Source organism: Cyanobacterium sp. Dongsha4, assembly GCF_036345015.1.
Lineage (GTDB): Bacteria > Cyanobacteriota > Cyanobacteriia > Cyanobacteriales > Cyanobacteriaceae > PCC-10605.
In genome coordinates this window covers 3,459,486-3,486,092 of record NZ_CP084098.1, presented here as the reverse complement: position 1 = coordinate 3,486,092, position 26,607 = coordinate 3,459,486, and the positions used below count along the sequence as shown (strand labels likewise).

At 33.1% G+C, this 26,607-nt stretch carries 20 protein-coding genes and 1 pseudogene; 16 read left to right on the top strand and 5 right to left on the bottom strand.

The genetic code is table 11. The features are described from left to right. Nucleotides 1-90: 90 nt before the first annotated feature. The 3 genes from Dongsha4_RS14965 to Dongsha4_RS14955 all read left to right on the top strand — a co-directional run bounded on the left by Dongsha4_RS14965 (nt 91) and on the right by Dongsha4_RS14955 (nt 3,355). A complete protein-coding gene (locus tag Dongsha4_RS14965) occupies nt 91-1,074 on the top strand; it encodes a succinate dehydrogenase/fumarate reductase iron-sulfur subunit (RefSeq protein WP_425590803.1) in 984 nt (327 codons plus the stop codon). A 158-nt stretch (nt 1,075-1,232) separates the two neighbouring features. Continuing rightward, nucleotides 1,233-2,513, top strand: coding sequence for a Glu/Leu/Phe/Val dehydrogenase (locus tag Dongsha4_RS14960; RefSeq protein ID WP_330203122.1), 1,281 nt, complete (start codon nt 1,233-1,235; stop codon nt 2,511-2,513). Between the two features lie 194 nt (nt 2,514-2,707). Beyond that, on the top strand, nt 2,708-3,355 hold the full coding sequence (locus Dongsha4_RS14955) for a hypothetical protein (protein ID WP_330203121.1): 648 nt from the start codon (nt 2,708-2,710) through the stop codon (nt 3,353-3,355). A 29-nt stretch (nt 3,356-3,384) separates the two neighbouring features. On the opposite strand, the gene Dongsha4_RS14950 is transcribed toward Dongsha4_RS14955, so the two are convergent. Next, a complete protein-coding gene (locus tag Dongsha4_RS14950; protein ID WP_330203120.1) occupies nt 3,385-5,652 on the bottom strand; it encodes a GumC family protein in 2,268 nt (755 codons plus the stop codon). A 224-nt stretch (nt 5,653-5,876) separates the two neighbouring features. Continuing rightward, on the bottom strand, nt 5,877-7,505 hold the full coding sequence (locus tag Dongsha4_RS14945) for a nucleoside-diphosphate sugar epimerase/dehydratase (protein WP_330203119.1): 1,629 nt from the start codon (nt 7,503-7,505) through the stop codon (nt 5,877-5,879). 682 nt (nt 7,506-8,187) lie between these two features. Here Dongsha4_RS14945 and Dongsha4_RS14940 point away from each other — a divergent pair. From Dongsha4_RS14940 to Dongsha4_RS14880, 13 genes are all read left to right on the top strand, one after another. Next, entirely contained in the window at nt 8,188-10,014 is a 1,827-nt protein-coding gene (locus tag Dongsha4_RS14940; protein WP_330203118.1) for an ABC transporter ATP-binding protein, read from the top strand. Nucleotides 10,015-10,211: 197 nt separating this feature from the next. Next, the gene (locus tag Dongsha4_RS14935; protein ID WP_330203117.1) at nt 10,212-11,159 is read left to right on the top strand and encodes a sulfotransferase; all 948 of its coding nucleotides are present in this window, start codon (nt 10,212-10,214) and stop codon (nt 11,157-11,159) included. Nucleotides 11,160-11,277: 118 nt separating this feature from the next. Next, a complete protein-coding gene (locus Dongsha4_RS14930; RefSeq protein ID WP_330203116.1) occupies nt 11,278-12,006 on the top strand; it encodes a class I SAM-dependent methyltransferase in 729 nt (242 codons plus the stop codon). Nucleotides 12,007-12,060: 54 nt separating this feature from the next. Further along, nucleotides 12,061-13,263 carry a glycosyltransferase gene (locus tag Dongsha4_RS14925; protein ID WP_330203115.1) on the top strand — a complete coding sequence of 401 codons (1,203 nt, stop codon included), beginning with the start codon at nt 12,061-12,063 and terminating at the stop codon, nt 13,261-13,263. 108 nt (nt 13,264-13,371) lie between these two features. Next, nucleotides 13,372-14,172: a class I SAM-dependent methyltransferase gene (locus tag Dongsha4_RS14920; protein ID WP_330203114.1), complete on the top strand. Its 801-nt coding sequence runs from the start codon at nt 13,372-13,374 to the stop codon at nt 14,170-14,172. A gap of 15 nt (nt 14,173-14,187) precedes the next feature. Further along, nucleotides 14,188-15,096, top strand: coding sequence for a sulfotransferase domain-containing protein (locus tag Dongsha4_RS14915; protein ID WP_330203113.1), 909 nt, complete (start codon nt 14,188-14,190; stop codon nt 15,094-15,096). A gap of 79 nt (nt 15,097-15,175) precedes the next feature. After that, the gene (locus Dongsha4_RS14910; RefSeq protein WP_330203112.1) at nt 15,176-16,585 is read left to right on the top strand and encodes an MBOAT family O-acyltransferase; all 1,410 of its coding nucleotides are present in this window, start codon (nt 15,176-15,178) and stop codon (nt 16,583-16,585) included. A gap of 176 nt (nt 16,586-16,761) precedes the next feature. Beyond that, a complete protein-coding gene (locus Dongsha4_RS14905; RefSeq protein ID WP_330203111.1) occupies nt 16,762-17,694 on the top strand; it encodes a hypothetical protein in 933 nt (310 codons plus the stop codon). 28 nt (nt 17,695-17,722) lie between these two features. Beyond that, nucleotides 17,723-19,270, top strand: coding sequence for an O-antigen polymerase (locus tag Dongsha4_RS14900; protein WP_330203110.1), 1,548 nt, complete (start codon nt 17,723-17,725; stop codon nt 19,268-19,270). Continuing rightward, nucleotides 19,254-20,372 (top strand): glycosyltransferase, encoded by a 1,119-nt coding sequence (locus Dongsha4_RS14895; RefSeq protein ID WP_330203109.1) that lies wholly within the window; start codon nt 19,254-19,256, stop codon nt 20,370-20,372. The genes Dongsha4_RS14900 and Dongsha4_RS14895 overlap by 17 nt, the downstream gene beginning before the upstream one ends. Before the next feature lie 154 nt (nt 20,373-20,526). Beyond that, nucleotides 20,527-21,723 (top strand): glycosyltransferase, encoded by a 1,197-nt coding sequence (locus Dongsha4_RS14890; RefSeq protein ID WP_330203108.1) that lies wholly within the window; start codon nt 20,527-20,529, stop codon nt 21,721-21,723. Between the two features lie 115 nt (nt 21,724-21,838). Continuing rightward, complete coding sequence (locus tag Dongsha4_RS14885; RefSeq protein WP_330203107.1) at nt 21,839-22,687, top strand: sulfotransferase domain-containing protein; 849 nt, start codon at nt 21,839-21,841, stop codon at nt 22,685-22,687. Further along, entirely contained in the window at nt 22,680-23,849 is a 1,170-nt protein-coding gene (locus Dongsha4_RS14880) for a glycosyltransferase family 4 protein (RefSeq protein WP_330203106.1), read from the top strand. The genes Dongsha4_RS14885 and Dongsha4_RS14880 overlap by 8 nt, the downstream gene beginning before the upstream one ends. 586 nt (nt 23,850-24,435) lie before the next feature. Here Dongsha4_RS14880 and Dongsha4_RS14875 read toward each other — a convergent pair. From Dongsha4_RS14875 to Dongsha4_RS14865, 3 genes and pseudogenes are all read right to left on the bottom strand, one after another. Next, nucleotides 24,436-24,759 (bottom strand): transposase, encoded by a 324-nt coding sequence (locus Dongsha4_RS14875; RefSeq protein WP_330205453.1) that lies wholly within the window; start codon nt 24,757-24,759, stop codon nt 24,436-24,438. 136 nt (nt 24,760-24,895) lie between these two features. Beyond that, complete coding sequence (locus Dongsha4_RS14870) at nt 24,896-25,774, bottom strand: IS982 family transposase (protein ID WP_217983190.1); 879 nt, start codon at nt 25,772-25,774, stop codon at nt 24,896-24,898. 64 nt (nt 25,775-25,838) lie between these two features. Then, nucleotides 25,839-26,501: pseudogene (locus tag Dongsha4_RS14865) on the bottom strand (Photosystem Q(B) protein 1); the annotation flags it as partial. Nucleotides 26,502-26,607: the final 106 nt, after the last annotated feature.

The window sequence follows — 26,607 nt, the reverse complement described above, 5'->3', positions numbered from 1 at the left end:
GTTTTACAAAAATTAAGCAGTAGAACCTTGTCACTAACAAAAGAAAACAACACAATATAAATAAGTTTACAAATAATGGCATTACTTGAGATGAAAGTTACCTTCAAAATTTTGCGTCAAAAGCCTGATTTTTCCCCTCAATTTCAAAGCTACACCATAGAAGTAAATAAGGGCAATACCATTTTAGAATGTTTGGATAAAATTAAGTGGGAGTTAGATGGTAGCTTAACTTTTCGTAAGAATTGTCGTAATACTATTTGCGGTAGTTGTGCCATAAAAATAAATGGAAGATCCGCTTTAGCTTGTAAGGAAAATGTTGGTGGGGAAATTGAGAAAAACCCCCTTAGTAAATCACAAAATATTCCTGAAATTGTTATTTCTCCTCTCAATAATTTACCTGTCTTGAAAGATTTAGTTGTGGACATGAGCAATTTTTGGCAAGACTTAGAAAAAATAGAACCTTATGTTTGTACTTCTTCTCGAAATACTCCAGAAAAAGAGTTTTTACAAACTCCAGAAGAAAGAAAATTATTAGAAGAAACTGGCAATTGCATTATGTGTGGGGCTTGTTATTCTGAATGTAATGCGAAAGAGGTTAATTCCCTTTTTGTGGGACCTCATGCCTTAGCAAAAAGTTATCGTCTTATGGATGATTCCCGTGATGAAAATAGAGAAAATAGAATTGAAAAATATAATAATATTGAGGAGGGTGTTTGGGGTTGTACTCGTTGTTATTTATGTAATGAAGTTTGCCCTATGGGAGTTGCCCCTTTAGATCAAATTAGTAAAATCAAAGGCATAATTTTAGAGGAAAAAGATATTAATTCCAGTCGTGCAATTCGTCATCGCAAGGTTTTAGTTAGTTTAGTAAAAGATGGGGGCTGGATTGATGAGCGAAAGTTTGGTTTGATGGTTGTGGGTAATTATTTTCGTGATTTAAGAGGATTATTAAGTATTGCACCCCTTGGTTTAAGATTGTTAACTTCAGGTAAGTTTCCTCTTACTTTTAAGTCTTCTGAAGGAACGAAAGAAGTCCGAGCTTTAATAGAGTTAGTCCAAAATTATGAGCATTAGAGTGACATAGCAGATTACAAAATTATTTGTGTTCAAAAATGCGATCAAACGGGCAAAGGTAAATAGTTGATAATTAATAACTTCTAACTCTTAACAAACGAACCCCTAACTGAGGTTATGATAGATTTATCCATGTTAAATTTGGTAGGTCTAAATTTATGTCCTCTCTATTTGCCGATGCAAGTCTCAGATTGGAAAAAGCCTTACAATATGTAATTATTTCCGAGGACGCAAGTGAAAGATTAAAGTATCCTAAAGCTAGTCTTAGTGTTTCTATTCCCGTGAGAATGGATGATGGTTCTTTAAAAATTTTTCAGGGTTATCGGGTTCGTTATGACGACACAAGGGGTCCGGGAAAAGGTGGTGTTCGTTATCATCCTTCTGTGTGTTTGGATGAAGTGCAATCTCTGGCTTTTTGGATGACGTTTAAGTGTGCTTTGCTTAATTTGCCTTTTGGGGGTGCTAAGGGGGGAATTACTGTTAATCCGAAATTGTTATCTAAGGCTGAGTTAGAAAGGTTAAGCAGAGGTTACATAGAGGCGATCGCAGATTTTATTGGGCCAGATGTGGATATTTTAGCTCCAGATGTTTACACCAATGAGATGATTATGGGGTGGATGATGGATCAATATAGCATTATTCGTCGTCGTCTTTCCCCCGGAGTGGTGACAGGAAAACCTTTAACTATGGGAGGTTCGCAAGGAAGGGATACAGCCACTGCTACAGGAGCTTTTTACGTCATCAATAGCGTTTTACCTCAATTTAATCAAAAACCTGAAACAACAACGGTTGCCGTCCAAGGATTTGGTAATGCAGGAGCGGAAATTGCCCATTTATTGGCTAAATCTGGTTATAAAGTGGTTGCGGTTAGCGATTCTCAGGGGGGGATTTATTCTCCTCACGGTTTAGATATTTCCAGCATCAGAGAATATAAAAAAAAGCATCTTTCCATTAAAGGAGTCTATTGTCATAATACCGTTTGCAATATAGTTGAGCATGAGAACATTACTAACGAACAACTTTTAACCCTTGATGTGGATGTGTTGATTCCTGCGGCATTGGAAAAACAAATAACGGTAGAAAATGCGCCTCAAGTAAGGGCAAAATTTATTTTTGAAGTAGCAAATGGTCCAATTACTTCTGAGGCGGATAAAATACTAGAAGATAAAGGTATTCACGTTTTCCCTGATATTTTGATTAATGCAGGGGGAGTTACAGTTAGTTATTTGGAGTGGGTGCAAAATCGTAATGGCTTATATTGGACTTTGAAAGAGGTTCAAGAAAAATTAAAAGAAAAGATGATTGAGGAAGCAGAAGCAGTTTGGAAAATTCATCAAGAATTAGGGGTTTCTTTCCGCACCTGTGCTTATATTCATGGTTTAAATCGTTTAAATATGGCTATGTCCGCTAAGGGTACAAGGGATTACTATATGAGTTGAGAAAAATAAATCAGGTCTTTTACTCTTTGGCAATAGTTATGATAATTTATTATAAAATAAGGCTCTTCTACAGTAGCTATGATCAATTAATAAAAATTAATTGTTATAAGTTAATATTTATTATTTAACCGTTAAACCTGCCACCTGACACCTTTTCCTAACCAATAATTTACATGACGAGCAGTAAGAGAGCCATGATTGATTATATTTTTGTGTGCGATGGAGAAGAGTTAAAAGCCCTTCAAAAAAGTTTATTCTCATCTGATTTAAAGAGTAAAATTTTTCCTATTCCCATCGGAATTAACCCAGTTAATAATCTCTTAAAAAATAGTCAAATTCCCAAAGACAAATCTATTCTTTTAATCGGTTTGGGAGGAGGTTTATGCCCTAATTATTCAGTGGGAGATGTGGTTATTTATGAAAGTTGTTGTTATTTAGATGAAGGTAATGTCGTCACTAAAAATTGTGATTCACAGTTAAATAAATATCTGAAAAATAAGTTAAATTGTTCTTCAGTAAAGGGGTTAACTACTAATACATTAATTAACAAATCTAGTCAAAAAAAGAGCCTGTTTCAAGAAACCAGTGCGTCTATCGTGGATATGGAAAGTTTTGCTCTTTTAAATTATTTTCAGTCTGTTTCGGTGATTAGGGTTGTTAGCGATAATTATGATGATGATGTACCTGATTTGAATTCAGCTATTACTCTTGATGGCAAATTAAATAACGGGAAAGTTGCGATCGCATTTTTAAAAGAACCGTGGAAGGCAGTAAAATTAATTAAAAATGCCCTCATTAGTTTACAAAAACTAGGTGCGATCGCACAAATGCTCGAAAACTAAAAATTTCTACCCTTAATTTTTAAACACCCCTAACGCTCATCATTGTAATAGTTTTTGTAATTGTAATAACCATAATAAGCACCCCCCATATAATTTTTAACACCATTAGCCACCATTCCCAAAACTGTCAACTTAGAAACCTGTAAATCATTAATTACCTGTTGTACATTAGGACGACGAGTTTTACCAATTCTAACCACAAAAACTAAACCATCCGTAAGAGGAGTCAATATTTTACCATCAGAGAAACCCATCAAAGGAGGAGTATCATAAATTACTAAATCGAAATCCTGCTTAAACTTCTGCATCAGAGTTTGCCACTTACGAGAAGCGATTAGGCGGGTAGGATTAGGAGGTTTTGAACCTGCAGTAATCACAGAAAGACCATCATCAAAAGACTGAATAACATCTTCAGGGAGTATATCTTCAGCAATTAAATTACTCAAGCCAATTTTATTTTTGATCCCCAAATAATTATGAATTTTTGGTTTTCGCATATCCGCATCCACAATTAAAACTCTTTGCCCTAAAAGTGCCGCCGCCTTTGCCAAAAACAAAGATGTAGTCGATTTTCCTTCACTAGCCTCTGCCGCTCCCACCACAATCGAACGAATAGAAGTGTCTGAACTTAATAGACTTATATTAGTGTATAAAGAGCAGTAACTATCTAAACTAAAAGTAATAGACTCATCATCAAAGACGCTTTTACTGCTTAAACTAGGAATGCTATCAGATCGTTTCTTTTTCTTATTTGTAATATCTGTTAAAAATTTATTATGGGGTATCACTCCGAGCAAAGGTAATTTAACACTACTTTTAACATCTTCTACCGTATGGAAAGAAGAATCTAACTTATCAACTAATAAGCCTAACACCGCTCCTGAAAACAAACTAGCAATCAAAATTAAAGCTATTTTTCTTGATGTGCCAGACACATCTTTAATAATAGTTTCATCTATGGGTGTAATTAATTTCCAAGGAGAAGACTGCCTTGCAACCTCTATTTGTAAATTTTCATTAAGAGCTAAAAGTCTATTCAAGCTCTCATTTGCCGTAGTTAATTCTCTTTGAAGTTGAAAATACTCTTTGTTAGTCGTAGATAAATTTTTAATTTGAGAATTGAGTCTTTCCCAAGCCTCATCTAAACCTCTTTGTTTTGCTTCTAAAACTTGTATTTGATTATTAACATCAAAAAACTGTTGAGTAGTTTCTACATTATTAGAAACAGAAGTTAAAAAATCGAGTGAAAGATTATAATTTCCAGAGCCAAGAATTTTACGAGTTTCTTGATTTAACAAAGCAACTAACTCATCTTTTTTTGCCACTAACGTTTTTACACTGGGATGTTCAAAGCCAAAACGTAAACCTTCTAAAGCGATTTGGGTTTCAGTTTCCTTAATTTGCTCAATTAGCTTGGCGTAGTACGGTTCTGTATTAAGACGAGACACTATAACCCCTTGTTGGGGTGTTAAATTTAATTTTTGTTCCAACTCCTGAGCCAATTTTTTCATCCCATCAAGTTCAATTTGAACCTTTTCACTTTCTTCTGCCAGAAAAGTTGCTTGAGTTGTTAAGGCTTGATTGCGAGAATTTGGATCGATTAAGTTATTATTTTGTTGAAAATTCTCTAGTTGAGATTCTAAACTTGCTACTTCAAGGCGAACTCTACTGATTTGTTCCTCAGTAAAATCAATAGCCTGAGAAAGATTACTCACATATTCCTTGGCTTGATACTCTAAATAACCATCAACTATTTGATTGAGGATAAATAGTATTTTTTCCTCAGACTTATCTTTATAGCTAACTTCTATTATTTTTGTCTGTTCAGCTTGTTGAACAGAAAGTTTCGTTTGTAAATTTTCTTCCCCTTCATTCTCAGGTGCTCTATACACGACTTTCGGATAGCGAGCTTGAATTTGCTCAACAATTGTGTTCATGACCGAAGGACTTTTTAAAACATTTATCTGGCTTTGATAATCCAATTCATTGGATTTAAAAGGATTAATCGGAGTTATAAAACTTAAATCTGCATTATCTTTGTTCAAGGGTTCAACTAATAATGTGGCAGTCCCTTCATACACTGTTGGTTTTGCGAGTATCCAAGCCGATAACGAAGAGGCAAGAGCAATTGTCGTTCCCAAAATAATCAAGCCCCTTCTTCTGAGTAACCTTATCAGCTCACCAATATCTATTTCATCATCAGTGTCAACATCATTAGAGTTCAAATAAAGTAATTTACTCTGCGTATCAATCTGAGCCGGAACTTTTTCTGGATTATTGGGATTATTTAAAAACATAGCAACAAACTATATGGTATTTATATATATATATATTTATTTTTTATATTTGGTAAAACATACGATAAATTGTCTTTATTTAGTGTTTCTCCTAGAATAAAAATTTTTGATAATCTCAGTAGTTTTCATTATTAAGATAATTTGTTTAAATAGATCTACCTAAGTATTAATAAAAGAACTAGCCTTTTATAAAGTCTTTCCCCATAAATATAAAGTATTATTTTCTAATTTGACAACTTTGATTCTTCTTTTCTTTTTGATGGTTGATATTCTGGAACCAAAATTTCTACTATATCAATAACTTTTTGACAGTTTTTTTGTTCAGCATAAGTCAATAATTTCTCTAAATGATAATTCAAAGTTTCCCATTCCATCATTGGTTCATTTCCCGAAAATATTTGAGGGTGTTGAGTGGGATTACTTTTATTTGTATCTATTAACAATTCTTCGTAAAGTTTCTCCCCCGGTCTCAATCCGACAATTTTAATAGGAATGTCCTTTTCGGGAATCATTCCGCTCAATTCTATCATTTTCACAGCTAAATCATATATTCTGACAGGTTTGCCCATTTCTAACAAAAAGATTTCACCTCCTTTTGCCATAGCACCGGCTTGAATAACTAAACTAACTGCTTCTGGTATAGAAATAAAATAACGAGTAATATCTTTATGGGTTAAAGTTATTGGCTTTCCTTCGCTAATCTGTTGGCGAAAACGTGGAACGACAGAACCACTACTGCCTAACACATTACCGAAGCGTACCATAGTCATAATTGTTTTCGTATTTTCTCTGGCGGCTAAAGCCTGTATGATTAGTTCCGCAATTCTTTTACTTGCACCCATTACATTGGTTGGTCTAACAGCTTTATCTGTTGATATAAGTACATAATTTTTTACCCCAGATGCGATCGCACTTCGAGCTGTGACTAAAGTACCAAAAACATTATTATATATCCCAACACACGGATTTATTTCCACTAGAGGAACATGCTTATAAGCGGCCGCATGGTAAACAGTATCTACTTGATGTTTTTGCAAAATATCCAGAAAATAAGACTCATCAGTTATACTTCCTAAATAAGTATATATAGTTACATCAAAGTCTCTTGCCCTTAATTCTAAATCAATACTGTATAAAGCAAATTCACTCAATTCAAACAAAATAATTGACTTTGGTTGTAGTTGAATAATCTGACGACACAATTCAGAACCAATAGAACCACCAGCACCTGTAACTAAAACAGTTTTATTGGTTATGTTTGATCTGAGTAGATCTTTTTTCGGATTAATTTCCTCTCTACCGAGTAAAGATTTAATATTTATATTCCCTAATTGTTTGATAGAAGTTTTGCCCGAAATAACATCATTAAGATTAGGGATACTTTTAAATTGAACAGGTAATGATTGTAAATCTTCAACTATTTCTCTACGCCTTAATGTTGTTAGATTAGGAATAGCAAAGATAATGCTATCAAAATGCTTCTCTTCATATACCAAAGACAAGTCTCTTGGACAAAAAATAGGGAAGTCACAAAGAATGCGCCCCTGTAGTTCTGGATTGTCATCAGTAAAACCGATTATTTCATAATTAGGTTCATGTTCTATACTTTTAGCCAATTGATAACCAGCCGAACCTGCCCCATATATAATTAATTTTTCTTGTACAGATATAGTGGTATTATTCTTGCGATTGACTGATTTGATGAAAGAAAAAAGAATAACTCTCAATAATACAACCAAAACCACCCCTGTCAACCCATCCATGACAATAACGGATTCGGCAATTTCTTCGGGAGCAAATATGGAAACTAAGAAAATTCCACATACAGTACTTACTATAACTGACTTCGTCACTGTGAACACTAAACTCAGATCCGTATATCTAATTACAGAACGATATAAGTGAAATGAGCGGAAAATTAAAAGTTTTAGACCAATATAAATGGCAAATAATGGAAAAAAATCAAAAAATAAGCCAAAATTATGGGGAAGACCATAAAAATTACTGAGTGCGAAGAGTAAAGAAATAATCGAGAGAATACCATCAAGACAAAAGAGTATTGTTCTTCGATGTTTTCCCGAAATTTCATTATATTTTGGAGTGTAGCGGATTAGTACTTCTGGAAACATTTTGTATATAGATGGGCAATTACAGGTTAACGTAAGTTAATGACCGATATTCTAACAGAATGTTCAAATTTTTTCGTAATTTCTTTTAACTAACTTAAATTTTGTTTCTTCCAAAAAGTAAAGCTAAAGATATTGAACTTGTATTATCATAACCAAGTTGGAAGTATTCATAATTCAATAATATGTATGATTTTGTAGTCTAATAGGTATTAACGATAGATAAGCTAGAGAGAAATTATTTTAATTTTTAGGTATTTTGTACATAATTGACGTATAATCCTTAACAAATTTCTTTTCTTGAAGTAACAATAATTATTGAAAAACCTTTCTAATACTATTCTTATAAGAGAAAAAACCCTCTTATTTTATAGGTAAATACAGTGTATTTTAACAGCAGTAAAAATTTATGTCTAAATCAAAACAATCTCAAAATAAGAAAAATAGTTCTTTGATTGGAGACTTAATAGAGCTATGGAACTATTTACCTTCTCGTCGTAGAGGACAAATGTTTTTATTACTCATATTAATGTTATTGTCTTCTCTTAGTGAAATGATAAGCGTTGGTTCTATTTTCCCTTTCTTGAGTGCATTTAGCAATCCTGAAAGTATGTTAAATAATCCCAACTTGAAATTCATTTTTAATTTTTTTACTATCGAAACACCAGTTAAGTTAATTACAGTATTAGCAATTGGATTTATTTTCGCCGTGATAATAGCAAATGGTGTGCGAGTAATAACACTTCATTTTCGAATTCGCTTTGCCTCTGCTATTGGTGCTGATATTAGTAATCAAATTTATAATAAAACTTTGCAACAACCTTATAGCTTCCACGTTTCACAAAACTCTAGTAACTTAATTCAAACAGTAACGTTAGATACTGATTCTCTTACTCAGAGTGTATTAATCCCTCTCGTAGCTTTAATCAATAACTCATTAATCATACCGGCACTCATTTGCACTTTTATTTTTGTTGACGGCAAAATAGCCTTTAGTGCGGCAATTATTTTGGGGGGTGCTTATTTAATAATATATCGTTTTCGCCGCAAATTGTTAGAACGAAACAGTAAAGTTATAACTCAAGCGGGAGAAAAAAAAATTAAAGTAGTTCAGGAAGGAATAGGTGGAATTAGAGATATTCTTTTACGTCATAATCAAGAATTTTTTGAAAAAGCGTATCAAAAATCTGAGTACGATTTAAAAACAGCAAAAGCTACTAACAATATAATTTCTCAATCTCCAAAATTTTTTATCGAAGCTCTTGCTTTGTGTGCGATCGCACTTTTAGCATTAAATTTAGGAAAAAATGGAGATTTTAGCAAAGTAGTTCCGATTTTAGGTAGCCTTGCCCTAGGTGCAAAAAAATTATTACCTACTTTACAAGAAGCATTCAATTCCATGGCGAAAATAATCGGTTCAAAAGCATCTATTACAAGAGTTTTAATTGCGTTAAGAAGACCTATTGATGATAAATTAACCCTTTCAGCAATTAAATCATTACAAACTTTGCCCTTAGAGAAAACTTTAACATTAGATCATGTTTGGTTTCGTTATGGAGAAGAAACAGATTGGGTTTTAAAAAATTTAAACTTAACTATTAAAAGTAAAAATACAGTAGCATTTGTTGGTAGTACAGGTAGCGGAAAAAGCACCACCACAGATTTAATTTTAGGATTGTTAGAACCTCAAAAAGGCAATATTTTAATAGATGGTTTACCCTTGGAGGGCGAAAAATTATACCAGTGGCAAAAAAATATTGCTCACGTACCGCAGTATATTTTTCTAAGTGATGGTACAATTGCCGAAAATATAGCTTTTGGAGTTCCTTATGAAGAAATTAACTTAGAACAGGTCAAAAAAGCCGCTCAATTAGCCCAAATAAAAGATTTTATTGAAAGTTTACCCGCACAATATAATACTTATGTTGGAGAAAGGGGAATTCGTCTTAGTGGAGGGCAAAGACAGCGTATTGGTATTGCTAGAGCATTATATGGTAACGCTTCTGTTATTGTTTTTGATGAAGCTACCAGTGCTTTAGATAATGCAACGGAAAAGGAAGTAATGAAGGCAATTGAAAGTTTAAGTCATCAGTTTACAATTATTTTAATTGCTCATAGATTAAGTACTGTAGAAAACTGCGATCAAATCTTTGAATTAAGTAACGGACAAGTTATAGCTCAGGGTACATATAAAGAATTACTTAAAAACTCAAGTACTTTTAGAAAAATAGCTTAAGAGTATTTAAATGAAATCCATAGTTTATACAAACTTTTTCATGTAAAACTGAAGACCAAATAGCTAGTATGAGAGAATTTTTTTTGTCTTCTTACTCTACTGATTCTCTTTACTCGCAAAATTACTGTAACCAGTAATAAAAATATATGAATATATGACAAACCCTAATTTTATTTTTTTAATCACAATTAAGAATCATGACTTTACCTAACTTTTTGATTATTGGTGCAGCTAAATCCGGCACTACAAGTTTATACAAGTATTTGAATGAACATCCCCAAGTTTTTATGAGTCCCCGAAAAGAAATTCATTTTTTTTGTACAGATAATGAAAAAGTAGTCAACCTCAAAAAACTTACTTCCCTTTCCTCAATAACTAAACCTGTTTTAAATATAGAAGATTATAGGAAATATTTTGAACAATATAATCCTGTTAAACATTTAGCGATAGGAGAAGTGTCACCAGGGTACCTTATTTCATCAGAAATTGCTTCTAAGAACATCAGTAAATATTGTCCGAAAATGAAATTAATAGCAATTCTAAGGAATCCTGTTGATCGGGCATATTCTCACTTTGTTTATGCTCAACAGATAGGAATCGAGAAAAACTCAGATCAAAATACAATTGTTGACAGAAAGATGGAATCCAACTACATTTACTTTGGTCATGATCAGTATTTTCATCGCTACCTTGATCCTGGATTTTACTACCGAAATCTACTGCCTTACTTCAATCGCTTTGATCCTGATCAGATAAAAATTTACCTGTTCGATGATCTTTGCCATAACCCAACATTGCTAATGAAAGACTTACTTTCGTTCATTGGAGTTGATGTCTCTTTTGACTTCAGTTCCATCACCAGCAAAAACAACCGTTCTGGAATACCGAAAAACAAAGGCGTGTACCATATTTTCTGGCAAAAAAACAACTCTCTATTCAGAAACAATAAACTTTTGAATTTAATACCGTCAAAAATTAAAAAATTCTCTGTTAACCTTATAAGGTCTCAACTTGACAATATCTTATTAACAAAACCTGATCCCATTTCCACACAGTTAAAATCTAAACTAGTAGATATATACCATGAAGACATACTATTACTACAAAGTTTGCTACAGAAAGATCTTTCCCATTGGTTAGAATAGTCCTTCCATCTCAATTGAATTAATTTGAACAAAATATAAAAAATATACTAACATTGTTACATATTTTGACAACATGGAATTAGAATTGGGTATCTAGCAATTATCAGGAGAAAATTTAATGGCAAATGACAAACAAGAAAAAATGATTATTGTTAATACTGAACATAGTCGCCAAGACATAAATCAGATAAGAGAATATGATCCTTCCAGATTGAGATATTCTTTTGCTAGTGCATTGTTACCTCACTTAAATGAAAGTAATAAAGGGCAAATATTTATTGATATCGGCGGTGGAGCCGGCGAATTCACGGGTATTGCGAGATCGAAAGGGTATAAAACAATTCTCATTGACGGAAACATTAACAATGTAAACAGAGAAATAACTATGGGTTATGAAGCTACTCAATTAGATCTGAATCAGGGTTTGACAGAAATATCAGATAACAAATGTGATGTAGCTGTGTGTTTAGATGTTATCGAGCATATTGTTCCAGCGGAGAATTTATTAAGGGAAATTCACAGAGTCTTAAAACCAGATGGTATTTTGATTATTAGCACTCCCAATTTTAGTTACATTTTGGATAGATTGAGTTATCTATTTGGTGAAGACGTTAGAGAAGAAGGGTATCACTATCGTTTTTTTACTCGCAAGAAATTTTTAAAACTGTTAGAAGATGCGGGTTTTATTCTTGAGTCAAGCAATTCTATGGGTTCTGCGATTGGTATCAATCGATTACTAAAAGCATTAACTTGGGGGAAGGCTAGAATTCCTAAGTTTAGAGTAGCCCCGATATTCGAGTCTTGGCTATGTTCTACTTTTGTTTACAAAATGAGAAATAAAAAATAAGAAAGAGTGTTATGGTAACTACCATAACTTCTTCACAGGATTTAAGATTGAATTATGATAAATGTCAATAAAGTAGAAAATTCGTTACTGTTCGTTGTCTGTCAAACTGGTCGTGGTAACGGAGGAGTAGAAAGTATTACCTTAGTCATTGAGAGATTAAAGAAATTTAATCCCATTATATTGACTAATTTAGATTTACCAATGAACAAGAGATGGGAAAATCTTGGAATAAAAGTCTATTTACTTCCGTCTCTACATGATCCTTCCCCCAAAAAGAATATTTTTCTTCCTTATTTTCTCCAAGAAATCATCCGTTGGTTAAAAAATAATTTATATCTTTATCGTTTCATCAAAAAATCCCAAGTGAAAATTGTGCATTTCAATGACATACAAGGAGCCTTTCAAGGAATCATCCCTTCAAAATTAACTGGGACAAAAATAGTTTTTAACATTCGTGATACAAAAAAGCCTTCAGAAACTTATAACTGGAAATGGCATTTAGTCACTCAGTTAAGTGATCAAATCCTAGTTTTATCACAAGAGATGAAAACCTACATTCAAAATGCGCTGAAAATAAAGAAACAAGAAAAAATAAATTATATTTATAGTTCTGTCAACGTAGAAAGATTTTATCCTATATCTCCAGAAAATAAAAAAGAGTTAAGATCTAATTTGGGAATAGACGAGGCCACTTTCGCTATTGGCTATATAGCTTCAGTCAATCCAAAAAAAAATCAATTAGAACTGATTAGAAATGGAGCAAAACTCTTAAAGTCGAATATTCCCAAGAGCAAGTTGTATTTAGTGGGCGATTTTCAACCAGCAATGAATCCATATGCGAAAAAGTGCGAAGAAACTGTAGCAAAATTGGAATTACAGGATTATATTGATTTTGTCGGATATTGTTCCACAGTAGAGCAATGGTATCAAGCTCTTGACATAATAATTGTAGTATCCATTCGGGAAGGTTTAGCTAGATGTATGATTGAAAGTTTAACATGCGGAACACCAGTCGTTTCTTTTGCAGTTTGTTCCGCCAAGGAAATATTACAAGAGAATAAGTGTGGGGAAGTTGTTGAATTAAATGACTATAAATCATTAGCGGATAATGTATCCAAATTATCTAAAAATCCAGCTTTATTAAATCAAATGAGAAAACAAAGTATTACAGTAGCTCGCAATTTATTTTCTGAGTATAATGTCAATCAATACGAAGAGATTTACTTGAATCTTCAAGAACTAACCATAAATAGTTAAGATAATCGGTGTCAATGTAATGAATGACATACTTGATTAAGTTAATACTGAAAACACATCAAACGATAAATTTAATATAAAATTTACTCAAAAATCTATATATAGAAAATGATAATTACTTGTAGTGACTGTACAATGCGTCAAGGTTTAAACTGTTCAGCTCATACTATAGCCCTTCAAACCCTTGGACGTCAAATTCCTCCTCCTCCTTTAGGAGCTTGTATGATTCCAATAGTGGATATGTATTTAAAGCAAATTCAACCCGGAATGAAAATTTTGGATGTCGGATGTGGTTCGTGGAATAAGATAAAACAATATTGCCAACAAATAGGAGCGACTTATGAAGGTATTGATCCTAAAAAAGAATATATTGGTAAACAAACAGTTGCTACTAGAATTGAGAATCTCGCAGAACTTTCTTATGAAGACAATTATTTTGATATAGTTATTGGTAATCAAACGATGGAACACTGGGGAGAAAATGCCTGTAGTATTCCATGGGGTTTATACCAATGTTTTAGAGTTTGTAAACCCAATGGTAAGGTTATGATGAATGTTCCTATCCACTTTCATGGTACTAAAGAGTTTATGCTAGGTGATATTGAAGCGATCAAAAATGCGTTTGAACCTTTCAGCAGTACGATTCAAATTGTAGAATGGGGCAAGTTAACAAATCCTTTGCCTCGTCTTTATCCTTATCCTGGTTATTGGATTCTCAAGGATAAACCAGCTTACGTTTTAGATATTCAGGCAATCAAAGATAAACCATTACCGCAAGGTATAACTAACCAAGGTGCTCTTAAGGGAAAATTAGCACAATTAGCGAATTATCCTTTGTCTTATAATATCTATCGAGTTCTCAAAAAATTGCGAATTTTTCAAGGTAAACATCAATTAATTAACTATTGATTCCGGAAATAAAAAATGAAACTTCCTAACTTGATTATCGGAGGTGCCCCAAAATGTGCGACAAGCTCTATTTTTAATTGGCTTGTTGATCATCCAGATGTATGTGGTTCAAACCCGAAAGAAACATTTTTTCTAATGGATCAGGATCATCCCCTTTGTATTCCTAATAATAACTATCACGATTGTGGACTGAAAGGTTATGAAAAATATTTTCATAATGCTAGTAAAAATTATATTTGTGATGCCACAACTCACTATCTTTACCAACAAACGGCCGTCAAAATTTTGTCAGAATTGCCGAGTATTCCTAACGTTATTTTTGTTTTGAGAAAACCCTCCCAAAGAGTATATTCTTCTTATCAATTTACTCGTAATAATAGAGCTCGTTTAAATGAAAATCTAACTTTCAGTGAATATGTTAAATTAATTCAAACCAAAACCTTAGAAGAGTTTAGAATGTATTGTAATCATATGGGGAGTTCTTATGTATTGTATAACGATATTAATTATAGTTGTTATGTCAATTATTTAAAAAAATGGATAGATGTTTTTCCGTCTCAAAATCTACATATATTACTATTTGAGGATTTAATTCAAGATCCCCGTCGGTTCATGAAAAGTCTTTGCCATAAAATAGGTATCTATTCTGATTTTTATGATTCCTATTCATTCGAACATAAAAATAAAACTTATAGAGTTAAAAACTTAAGTTTGCATCGTCAAGTGCAAAATTTATCTCGGTTTGTACCAAGTACATTCAAGGAACTTGCACGCAATGTTTACATAAGCATCCAAACTACGCAAACCAATTCTAAACAGAAAGATGAAGATAAGCAAACCTTGACAGAGCTTGATTCATATTTTGAACCGTTTAACCGTGAATTGGCAAAGTGTTTTAATTTGAATCTATCATCTTGGGAGTAAGTAATCATCTATGCTTTTTAATTCCTATGAATTCATTTTTATTTTTCTTCCGATTGTCTTAATCGGATTTTATAGATTCGTGAATTCAGGTCAAAGAAAATGGGCAGTATATTGGTTGTTAATAGCTTCTTTATTTTTTTATGGGTGGTGGAATCCAAAATATTTATCCTTGATTGGAGTCTCTGTTGTTATCAACTACCTATTAGGAATTTTGTTATATCAACAAAAACAATGGAGTACAAGTATTCGCAAATCAGTTCTTACAATAGGATTAGTATTTAATCTAGGATTGTTGTTTTATTACAAATATGCTAACTTTTTCATATCTATTTCTGGTAGTTTTATCGAATCTAGTTTTACTCTAGGCAATACAATTCTTCCTCTCGGAATATCTTTTTTTACTTTTCAACAAATAGCCTTTTTAGTAGATATTTTTCGAGGACAAAAATGTTCTAATTTTCCAAATTATGCTCTATTTGTAACTTTTTTTCCTCAGTTAATTGCTGGCCCCATTGTTCACTATCAAGAACTTACTTCTCAATTTGCTAATTCAGTCATACATAAATTTAACATTAAAAAATTTATGATTGGAATTACTATTTTTTTTGTGGGACTTTTTAAAAAACTGTTTATTGCTGATCGCCTAGCAGAATACGCAAATCCATTATTCGATAGGGCATCAAATTCTTTAGATATTACTTTTATAGATAGTTGGATTGGCGTTTTAGCATACACACTTCAATTGTACTTTGATTTTTCTGGATATTGTGACATGGCTTTGGGATTGGGTGCAATGTTACAAATTAATCTCCCAATTAATTTTAATTCTCCATACAAAGCCAATAGTATTCAAGATTTTTGGCGTCGTTGGCATATTACCTTGTCTAATTTTCTTCGAGATTATCTTTATATTCCCTTAGGTGGTAGTCGTTCAGGAGCAATACATTGTTATAAAAACCTAATGATAACGATGTTGCTTGGAGGAATGTGGCATGGTGCAGGGTGGACTTTCATTTTCTGGGGAGGAATTCATGGGGGTTTACTTATTATTCATCGTATCTGGCATCAATGGACAAAAAATTGTTTATGGGTCACAAGATCTTGGTACAATTTAACATCCATTTTGCTTACATTTACTTGTGTGGCGATAGCTTGGGTCTTCTTTCGGGCTAATGATATAGAATCAAGTCTAAGAATACTATCGTCAATGTTGGAGTTCAATACTTGGCGAATAAAATCCGATATTTTAGGTTATTCTGAAACAATAATTGCACTTTTCATCATTGGAATAATGCTTTTGTTTGTTTGGTTTTTTCCTAATGTTCAAGAATGGCTTGGAAGATATAGCTTGTTCGGCGTCCAAAATACAAAACAAAAAATATGGCAATGGCAACCTAACTCGTTTTGGGCTTTTTTCATGGGCGTTATAACTGTTTTATCTATTTTTAGTATGAGTCGCACAAGTCCATTTCTTTACTTTGAGTTTTAGAATTATTATTTTTAATATTTATTGCTAATATTTTTATCTTTTATACATAAATGCTTCTTAATCGTTTTAAAGAACAAATATTGTTCAACTCCAAAAAAAAATCTTTATGGAGTTATCTGAAATCTTACTTAATTACAATATTCGTATTTGTTTTGATATTGACGAGTATCAATTGGATGATTGATCCACTGTGGTATTTTCGAGGAAATCAAATTACTGGGGTTAATCGTGTTATTAATGAACGCATATCCAAAGTAAACTTATTTTTGAATAATTATCGAACTTCAGACTATGATTGCCTAATTTTTGGAAGTTCTAAAACAACACTATTACCAGCAAGTCAAATTTCGGGTCATAATTGTTTTAACTTTGCTTTCAGTGCAGGAAAAATTACAGATTTTATTGACTATGCAAGATATATAAAATTTCTAAATTTTAATCCCAAAATTGTCTATGTCGGGGTCGATGAATTTAATTTTACTTATCCCCAAGAGAATACAACTCCGGAGTTTATTCGTTCTCAAAAGTTACCCACTCCTTTCTATAAAACTCTTTTCTCTATAGATACCACAATTTTTTCCTTTCAAACTCTTTTTAATCCCATCAAACCTCAACCTCGTTATTATGATTCAACATTTGAAGTTAAAATCAGAAAACCAATGAGAAAATTTAATCCCAAAATAATAACAAATCAACAAGAAAAAGCACAATATGATTCTTCAATTGTTCAACTGTATCAAGAATTAAAATTGATTTTTCCCGAAGCATATTTTATTGGTTATGCTCCACCGCTATCTGCTTGGACTGTGGTGAATAGGCTTTATAACAAAAATTTATTAGAAAAATATCTTTCATCTATGATTGAAATAAGTGGTTTTTTTGATGTATTGTATGATTTCTCCATTCCATCATCTTTAACCACATCTAAGACAAATACTTATGATGGCCAACATTATACTCCTGAAGCTAATATTAAAGTTATTCAGGTTGTGGAAAATAATTTGCCAAGCGAAATAGGCATATTAGTACAAAACAATAAGCCAGACTTATATCGAAATAAATATCGTCAAAGAATAAAATGGTTTTTAGATCAATTTCTGATCAAATAAACTTTAAACTTATTTTAATATAATGATAGTGAAAAAAACAAATAGCTTTAAAAATAACCCTTTTGTTTCAATCTCTCCAGGACTGCTATTTATTATCAGAATATTTTTGGGAATTTTATTTTTAATCAAATTACTTGATATATTTTTGTCGCCTCACTCTAGTTTTGATTTTACTTCCCTGATTATCTTAATTAATTTTTTGCTTTCCGCTTTGCCACTGATATTAAAGCCGAGTTATGGCCTTTTTCATCCATTAATTTTTGGCTTTCTTCTCTCTTCAATGCGCGAGATTCCAGAGACGATAAATAAACTAACTGGATTAATGATGGGAGATGTAGATGCATTTGGTTTTTTTCTCCCATATAATTTAGCCCTCATAGGTTGGAGTTCTCAAGAATTGTCAGAATTACAATTGCAGATTTCTTTCTATGAATTTCTTGCTTTAGTATCCTACTATGCTGGTTTTTTTCTGTTCAAAGTCAAAGGCTATCATCGGGATTTATTTACGGTAAAATCTAAATTATATGAAATTAAAGCTCTCGCTATTATCACTTTTTCTTTTATCCTATTTATTTGGTTTATTCACAAAAGGGGGGGATTAATTGCACATCTTCTCTCATGGGCAGGGGGACGAACTCAGAGTATTACCGCACAAGGAGATGCTATATTTGTACCATTTATTCAACTGGGGTTAGTCGCTTGTTTATTATGGTTTGCTCTCGACAAACTAGCATTAATCAAACCCTGGTTTTGGGTTAGTGTCGGTCTATCAATGAGCATTTCTTTCCTTACTAACGGCTCTCGTTCAGGAATTATCATTCCTGTCGGTACAGCTTTATGTATTTGGATGTTGAGAGAACAAAAAATGATTGCGGGTAAAATTCTAATCTATTTTTTTCTGGGTTTAATTGCTCTTGGTTTATTAGGTAATTTTCGTAGTAGTATTAGTAGTGATAAAACCATTAATTGGAATGCTTTAACAGACATAAATGAAGCTATTGAGTCAACATTTGGGAGTCAAGATGACTCAGAGTCATCCAAGGGAGAGTTAGTGAAAAGAGCAGGGACAAAATCTAGTACTTATCCATTATTTGCTTTTGTCCCAGAAACGGTTGACTATTTATATGGCTACTCATACTTAGCTATCCCGACAACATTCATTCCTCGTAGTATTTGGCCAGATAAACCTAGAGCTATTGGCGGAATTGCAGGAAAAGAATTCTTTAATTCTCCGGCGGGAATTCCACCCGGTAACGTTGGCGAGGCTTACTGGAACTTCGGGGTCCTTGGAATTGTAATTATTTTTATACTATTTGGTATATTTCATCGATATTTAGTAAAAACTTATACCTTTCATGCAGGAAAACCAGGAGTAATTTTTTTATATTTATTGACTTTGACAAGTTTTTCTCCTGGTAGTGGTCCAATTATTGGCTGGATGCTCAAATTTTTCCCGTCTCTTATCCTGTTATGGTTATTCGGGATGTTAAAATTTAAACGTAAACAAAGTCAAATATTAATGTACACTGAAAACAAGTTTTTAACTACTACTATTATCCGTGACAAAAATTCATAAAATTCTTTTTTTCACCTCTTCTTTAGGTAAAGGCGGTGCGGAAATGCATCTTCTTCGTCTATTAAACTACATTGACAAAACAAAATTCCATGTTTCATTAGCTTTAGCCTCCTCGGGAGGAAGTTATGAAAAGTTTCTCAAACCTGAGATAAAAATTTATCATTTACTCACAGGAAAATTAAATTCCAATACATTGCGTTTAGTAAAGTCTATTGGTCCTTTACGTGCATTAATAAAAAAAGAACAACCTGATATAGTATGTTCAGTAATGGATAGGCCTAATGTTATAGCAATTTTGACTTGTTTGGGATTAAATCCGAAACCAAAATTGTCGCTTTGTGTTCAAAATCCCCCGTCATACAAATACAAAACATTATTGCCGTTTATTGCTATGACTTATCCAAAAGCTGATTTAGTTATTTCCCTATCTCAAGGAGTACTAGATGATTTGTTAAACATAGTCCCTGCTATTGAAAAAAAAATACAGGTCATATACAATATCGGTTTTGATGAAAGAGTATTAAGCCTAGCTCAAGAACCCCTTCCGGCAAACATATTGACTTCAAATCCCATAATAGTTTCTTGTGGAAGACTTACTGAACAAAAAGACTATCCTTGTCTTATAGAAGCTTTTTATGAAGTTAGAAAGAAAATTCCTGCTGAACTTTGGATTTTGGGGGAGGGAAAACTGAAAAATTCATTAGAACAACAAATAATTAATTTAGATCTTAAACCTTTTGTTAATTTTTTAGGATTTAAAGATAACCCTTATAAGTATATCGCTAAAGCAGATGTTTTTGCTCTTTCTTCTTTATATGAAGGATTTGGTAATGTTATAGTGGAAGCTATGGCCTGCAAGACTGCTGTGGTATCAACGAATTGCCCTTTTGGACCTCAAGAAATTATTACTAATAATGTTGATGGTTTAGTTGCACCGGTCAGAGAACCTCATGCTTTAGCAAATTGCTTATTAAAAGTTTTACAAGATCAGCAGTTAAAAGAAAAATTACAAAAACAGGGAATATCGAGAGCAAAAGCTTTTTCTCCAGAAGTTATTGTCAGTCATTATGAAGCGGCTTTCCTGAATTTAATAAATAAATAATTTGGATGTTACATCAAACTTTTGAAGTAACGAAAAATAGAGAGGCAAAAAGAAATTTAGATTCTTGAATTAATTTCGTTGATGATACCAATATTAATTATTGGTCACTTGTTTATTTATCTACTATGTTTCCAATTTTATTAATAATTCTTTTATGAAAGTTGTTTTCGCACATGATCATAGATTCATACCAGATGAAAGAAAAGTATTTTCTGAGTCGCAATTTGATTCTTCTCTTTGGAGTCGTTATCTAAAAGTATTTGATGGAGTTACTGTTGTTGGTCGTTTAGGTAAAAAGCCGAAAAATAAGACTATACATGATTTAATTGAATCTAGTGCCGACAGGGTTAGTTTTCAATTAATGCCGAATATTTCCAATATTACCAGTCGAATATTGATGAGAAAAAAAACCATCGATATAATGGACAAATCTCTTCAAGATGTCGATGCTGTTATTGCTCGTTTGCCTAGCGAAATAGGTTTATTAGCTATTGATAGAGCCTTTCATTATGGTAAACCTTGGGCAGTTGAAGTGGTGGGATGTCCTTGGGACGGCTTATGGAATTATGGCAGTTTACAGGGGAAATTGTATGCCCCAATTTCAACTTGGCGAATGAAACAAGCAGTTGCCAAATCTAAATTTGTCTTATACGTAACGGATCAATTTCTCCAAAAACGTTACCCGTGTAATAAAGGAAAAACCACGAATTGCTCAAATGTACAAATTCCTCAGCCATCACTTCCTGTTTTAAGGGAAAGACTTAATCGAATTAATTCTTCGGGACAAAAAAAAGTTATATTTGGATTAATTGGTACTCTCCGAGGGCAATTTAAAGGAATTCAAACGGTATTGTCTGCTTTAAGAAACGTTCGTGATGAATTGCCCATATTTGAGTTTAGAGTTTTAGGAGGGGGAGATGCTGATTATTGGGAAAAACTAGCTAAATCATTGGGAATTGGTGATGTAACTTTTTTTGATGGTGTTTTACCTGGCGGTGAATCTGTTTTTCAATGGTTGGATAAAATCGATATTTATCTTCAGCCTAGTTTTAAGGAAGGTTTACCAAGGGCATTAATTGAAGCAATGAGTAGAGGCTGTCCTTGTATTGCTTCTAACGTTGCTGGTATTCCAGAATTATTAGAACAAGAAAACCTGATTACTCCGGGGAATATTAATCAATTGGGAGAATTATTGGTTAAAGTGGTAAATAATCGTCATTGGCAACAACGACAAGCACAAAGAAATTGGCAAAGAGCAAGTGATTATAGCCACAATGTATTAGAACAACGTAGGAATGAATTTTGGCAAACTTTTGTTCAATCAATAAATAACGGGGATTACACAAAATAAGTGAAAGATAGATTCATTAATTTTATAGTAACTGTTTAGATAAAGATGATATAAAACTTTACTTAAAACTTAATTACGATTGACATTAATTAGGAATTCTGAAGTGGTATTTTTTATGACACAATTTTCAGTGGACTTTATCGGCATCGGACCACAAAAGACAGGTTCAACTTGGTTAAATAAAGTTTTAGCCTGTCATCCTTCTATTTCTTTGCCTTCAGGTACAAAAGAAACCATGTTTTTTGATTTGTACTACAACAAAGGATTAGATTGGTATCGTGATTATTTTTCAACAACAGATGGTCATAAAATAATAGGAGAAATAGGACCATCTTATTTTGATTTTGAAAAGTCAATTGAGCGAATATACGCTATTAATTCAGACTGTAAGATTATTATTTCCCTGAGAAACCCTATTTCTAAAGCAATATCTTTACATCGTCATCATTTAAATAAAGGACGAGTTAGCAATCAATTTAAAGAAGCCATTGAAAAAATGCCTCGTATCATCACATCGGGTCATTATGCTGAGTATATACCCCGATGGTTAGATAAATTTACCTCTAAACAAGTTAAATTAATTTTACTCGATGATATTCAGGATAATCCTCAACAAGTATGGCAAGAGGTTTGTCAGTTTTTACAAATATCCATCATTGATTTACCGATTATTGCTTCCGAAAAAATTAATAGTCAGATGATGTCTAAATATCCTTGGTTAGCAAAAATAGCTTCGGAAGTAGCAATCAAAATGCGAGAGTATAAATTACACAATTTAGTAGAAAAATTAAAAGATTTAGGATTACAAAAAATATATACAGGAGGAGAGGAAAGAATCATCCCTCTGAGCGATCAAGAATACGATTATCTTTTAGAATTATACGAGTCTGATATAGTCTTTGTCGAAAATTTAATGTCCAAAGATTTATCCCATTGGCGACAGAAAAAAAATCATCATGAATAATTTAAAATCAAAAAAAATAAAAGTTCTACACTTAATCACTAGATTAGCAGTGGGTGGAGCCCAAGATAATACTTTAATTACTGTCAAAAAACTTGATCGTGATTTATTTGATGTTCACGTTGCGTCAAACCCAAATGGAGAATGGTTAGATTGGGCACAAGAGGTGAGTGATCAATTTCATCCTATTCCTCACTTAGTTCGAGAAATTAGTCCTATCAATGATATTTCAGCCTTTTGGGAAATTACTGCCCTATTAAAAAGAGAAAAGTTTGATATTATTCATACCCATAGTACTAAAGCCGGTTTACTAGGACGTTGGGCGGCTAAGTATGTAGGGGATTCCGTTATTATCCATACCATTCACGGCTTTCCTTTTCATGATCAAATGCCTCGTTGGCAAAAACAAATGTATATTTCTTTAGAAAAAAGTGTTAGAACATGTAGTGACTACATCACCACACTGAGTGACGTAGATCGTCAAGAAGCTCTAAAGTATGGTTTATTAGATTGGAATGCTTCCCAAACTATTTATACAGGCATTGATTTAGACAAATTAACTCAAAAATATGATAGAGATATAATACGTCAAAATTTAGGATTATCTCCATCATGCCCTGTTATTGTCATGGTTGGGAGGTTAGATCCTCAAAAAGCTCCTTATTTATTAATTTCCGCTTTTGTGAAAGTAGTAGCAAAACATCCTGAAGCCGTACTTTTATTAGTGGGAGATGGAGAGTTACGATCGCAATTGGAAACACAAGTCAAAAATGAAAAACTAGAAAACAACGTCAAATTTTTAGGAGCTTGCAAAAATGTACCTGAAATCCTACAAAGTTCTGACATTTTCTGTTTTACTTCCCTTTGGGAGGCAATGGGTAGATCAATGATCGAAGCGGCAATAACTGGTTTACCAGTAGTCGTACCAAGATTAGGCGGTATTCCCGAAGTAATTACCCATAAAGAGTGTGGATTAATTTTTGAGCCAGGAAATATTGACCAAGTAGCGGAATATTTGTTGTATCTAATCGAAAATCCTAATGAAGCACATCGTTTAGGTAAAAATGCCCAAATCAAAATTTCCCGCTTATTTGATGCGAATGAAATGGTAAAACAATTTGAAGCCATTTATCAAACATTATTAAAAACTAAAGAATTATTTTAGTTAATTGGCATAACCATTCAGCTACTTTTCGACTATTCCATAATCCCCCACAGGGTGAAGGTTTAGATAATACTTGCCACAAGTTGACTTGGTCTAAATCTGTGAGTAAAGCTTCTTTTCCAGCAGGGTTTTTTCTTTGATCCCCAAAGCCTTTACTCCTTCATCGTTATATCTATTGATAAATTCAAGTAGTGCTATAGCCAGTAATTTCAGCAGTGTGCTTTACTGTTTGACCTTGTGCTATCAGCCAAATAATATGATAATGACTACGGGAAATAGGATTATTTGAACAGCGATACTTTTTGTAGAGTTCTGGTAAGTCAATATGATTGACTAGAGTTACTTTTTTTGCCGTTGTTATTGATATAGATGCAACTATTTTAATTATAAGTGATCATCCGAACTTGATATTAGAGAGAAACAAGTAAAGAGTCAGGAGTTATTAATGGCTTTGTTGCATGAATTAATAAATAGGGAATTTTGTTTCAACAGGTGCGATGTCAGCGAAGCTGAAGCACTGCTCGATCACACAACCCTTGTATTTATTTGTTATTAACTATATCGCTATCTGGTTTAGCTATTTGTCTCATTCATGAGACAACAGACATTGAACAAATAGTTCTACTGCCTGGTTATCAAAATTTCTACTACTTACTTTACCTCCAAATATTGTTTTTAACCTAAACATTGTTGTCTCTGAGATAGAACGTCGATGATAGCCACTTTCTTGTTTCCATTCTTTTCTTCCTATTTCTTCGATTCTGTCAATGTTTTTATTTCTGTCGCCATCCATATCTGACCATTTTTTGCCTTTTTTTTGTGGTGGTATTATTGCTTTTGCCCCTCTTTCTTCTATTGCTTGATAGCATTTTCTTTTGTCGTAAGCACCATCGGTGGATACTTGTTCTATTTCACCCTCAATTATTTCTAATCAACTTTTTAGTACATCACTATCATGACAATCATTTGTTGTTACCTCCGCTACCAGAATTTCACCTGTTTTTTCATCTACCGCTAAATGTAATTTTCCCTAACCTGAGTTTTGGTTAAGCAGATTGAGGTAAAATCCATTCTAAGGAAAGGTGGGGCTTTTTTGGTTGATGACAATATGCGATTAACCCACATAATATATTGACACAGAAATTTATTGGTGAACGATGACGAGAATGTTCTATTTGTGATATGTTTTTGAGCTGATCATTGATTGTTTCGACAATCGCTCGTTTCCGAGATAAAAGTTTGTCATGAAGTCTCATTAATTTGTTCTTCATATTGCGTCTGGGTTTGGCAAAAAACTCAATACCAAAATCTTTCAGTAGCTTTGTGGCTAATTTTTGTGAGACATAACCTCTATCACCAAAAACTTTTCCCCAAAGCTCTTTTAAAAGATCGACTACAGGTTTACGGTCATCGACATTACCTGGGGTTAAACTCATATTCACAATTTCCCCCAGTTCATTGACTACCAGATGGAGTTTAAAACCAAAAAACCAATCCACAGAGGTTTTGCCTCTTTGAGCTAAATTTTTAAATACTTTATGTTGGCGAATACGGCGATTATGACAAACTTGGATCTTAGTAGAATCAATAAAACTAATTCCGGTACAGTTACCAAAACAGTGCTTGAGGTAAACACACAAGGGAATAATCGTTGATGGAATCCATTGGACAAAACGTTGATAACTGGGAAGTTTGGGAAAAGCAGAAGTCCAATATTGTTGAACGTGATTAAGATAAAAATGTTTGAAATTACGGTAATGATTTTGGTGAAAAGCAATGAGAATAGTCATAATTTCACTTAAACAGAGACTTTTAGTACGAACACGTTGGACAGCACCATGAGAGATAAGTTTTTGTTGCCATTGAGGCTCAAATTGTTGGCAGAAATCATCGACATGACAAAATAAATAATCTAAATTAAACATAGGGCAGTAGTTAGTTGATGGTTTGTTATATTCAGCTTACTATCTGCCTGTTTTCTTATCCAAAACTGAGGTTAACTAAACTTCCGTGCATAGCAGAAAATAACGCTCCTCCAAATACCCCTGCAACTCCCAACATATGGAAGGGGTGCATCAATACATTATGTTCAGCTTGAAGCACAAACATAAAATTAAATGTGCCACTGATACCCAAAGGTAAGCCATCAGAGAAAGAGCCTTGTCCGATAGAGTAAACTAACAATACAGCAGTAGCCGCAGAAACGGGAGCGGAGTATGCCACACAAATCCAAGGACGCATTCCTAAACGGTAAGATAATTCCCACTGTCTGCCCATATAGCAATAAATTCCAATGAGGAAGTGGAAAATAATCAACTGGTAAGGGCCACCATTATATAACCATTCATCAAGAGTTGCGGCTTCCCAAATAGGATAAAAGTGAAGTCCGATCGCATTTGAACTAGGTACAACAGAAGCAGTAATAATATTATTACCATATAGTAATGCACCAGCAACAGGTTCACGGATACCATCAATATCCACAAGAGGAGCGGCAATAAAAGCGATGATAAAACAGGTGGTTGCAGTCAAAAGAGTAGGGATCATTAAAACTCCAAACCAACCGATATATAAGCGATTGTTGGTAGATGTGATCCACAGACAAAACTGCTCCCAAACAGATAATTGTTGGCGTTGTATGGTTGTTGTCATGTGTTTATGATTTCTTATTTGATTGTCTAGGTACAAATTAGATGATTTATTTATCACCATGTTTTTATATTGCTAAATAGCGATATGGTTGTCAAGTGAAGAGGGG

Excerpts from the sequence above, each read along its gene's own strand:
- Dongsha4_RS14965 (WP_425590803.1), top strand. The coding sequence starts at position 91 with ATGAAAGTTACCTTCAAAATTTTGCGTCAAAAGCCTGATTTTTCCCCT.
- Dongsha4_RS14960 (WP_330203122.1), top strand. The coding sequence starts at position 1,233 with ATGTCCTCTCTATTTGCCGATGCAAGTCTCAGATTGGAAAAAGCCTTA.
- Dongsha4_RS14955 (WP_330203121.1), top strand. The coding sequence starts at position 2,708 with ATGATTGATTATATTTTTGTGTGCGATGGAGAAGAGTTAAAAGCCCTT.
- Dongsha4_RS14950 (WP_330203120.1), bottom strand. The coding sequence starts at position 5,652 with ATGTTTTTAAATAATCCCAATAATCCAGAAAAAGTTCCGGCTCAGATT.
- Dongsha4_RS14940 (WP_330203118.1), top strand. The coding sequence starts at position 8,188 with ATGTCTAAATCAAAACAATCTCAAAATAAGAAAAATAGTTCTTTGATT.
- Dongsha4_RS14935 (WP_330203117.1), top strand. The coding sequence starts at position 10,212 with ATGACTTTACCTAACTTTTTGATTATTGGTGCAGCTAAATCCGGCACT.
- Dongsha4_RS14930 (WP_330203116.1), top strand. The coding sequence starts at position 11,278 with ATGGCAAATGACAAACAAGAAAAAATGATTATTGTTAATACTGAACAT.
- Dongsha4_RS14925 (WP_330203115.1), top strand. The coding sequence starts at position 12,061 with ATGATAAATGTCAATAAAGTAGAAAATTCGTTACTGTTCGTTGTCTGT.
- Dongsha4_RS14920 (WP_330203114.1), top strand. The coding sequence starts at position 13,372 with ATGATAATTACTTGTAGTGACTGTACAATGCGTCAAGGTTTAAACTGT.
- Dongsha4_RS14915 (WP_330203113.1), top strand. The coding sequence starts at position 14,188 with ATGAAACTTCCTAACTTGATTATCGGAGGTGCCCCAAAATGTGCGACA.
- Dongsha4_RS14905 (WP_330203111.1), top strand. The coding sequence starts at position 16,762 with ATGATTGATCCACTGTGGTATTTTCGAGGAAATCAAATTACTGGGGTT.
- Dongsha4_RS14890 (WP_330203108.1), top strand. The coding sequence starts at position 20,527 with ATGAAAGTTGTTTTCGCACATGATCATAGATTCATACCAGATGAAAGA.
- Dongsha4_RS14885 (WP_330203107.1), top strand. The coding sequence starts at position 21,839 with ATGACACAATTTTCAGTGGACTTTATCGGCATCGGACCACAAAAGACA.
- Dongsha4_RS14880 (WP_330203106.1), top strand. The coding sequence starts at position 22,680 with ATGAATAATTTAAAATCAAAAAAAATAAAAGTTCTACACTTAATCACT.
- Dongsha4_RS14870 (WP_217983190.1), bottom strand. The coding sequence starts at position 25,774 with ATGTTTAATTTAGATTATTTATTTTGTCATGTCGATGATTTCTGCCAA.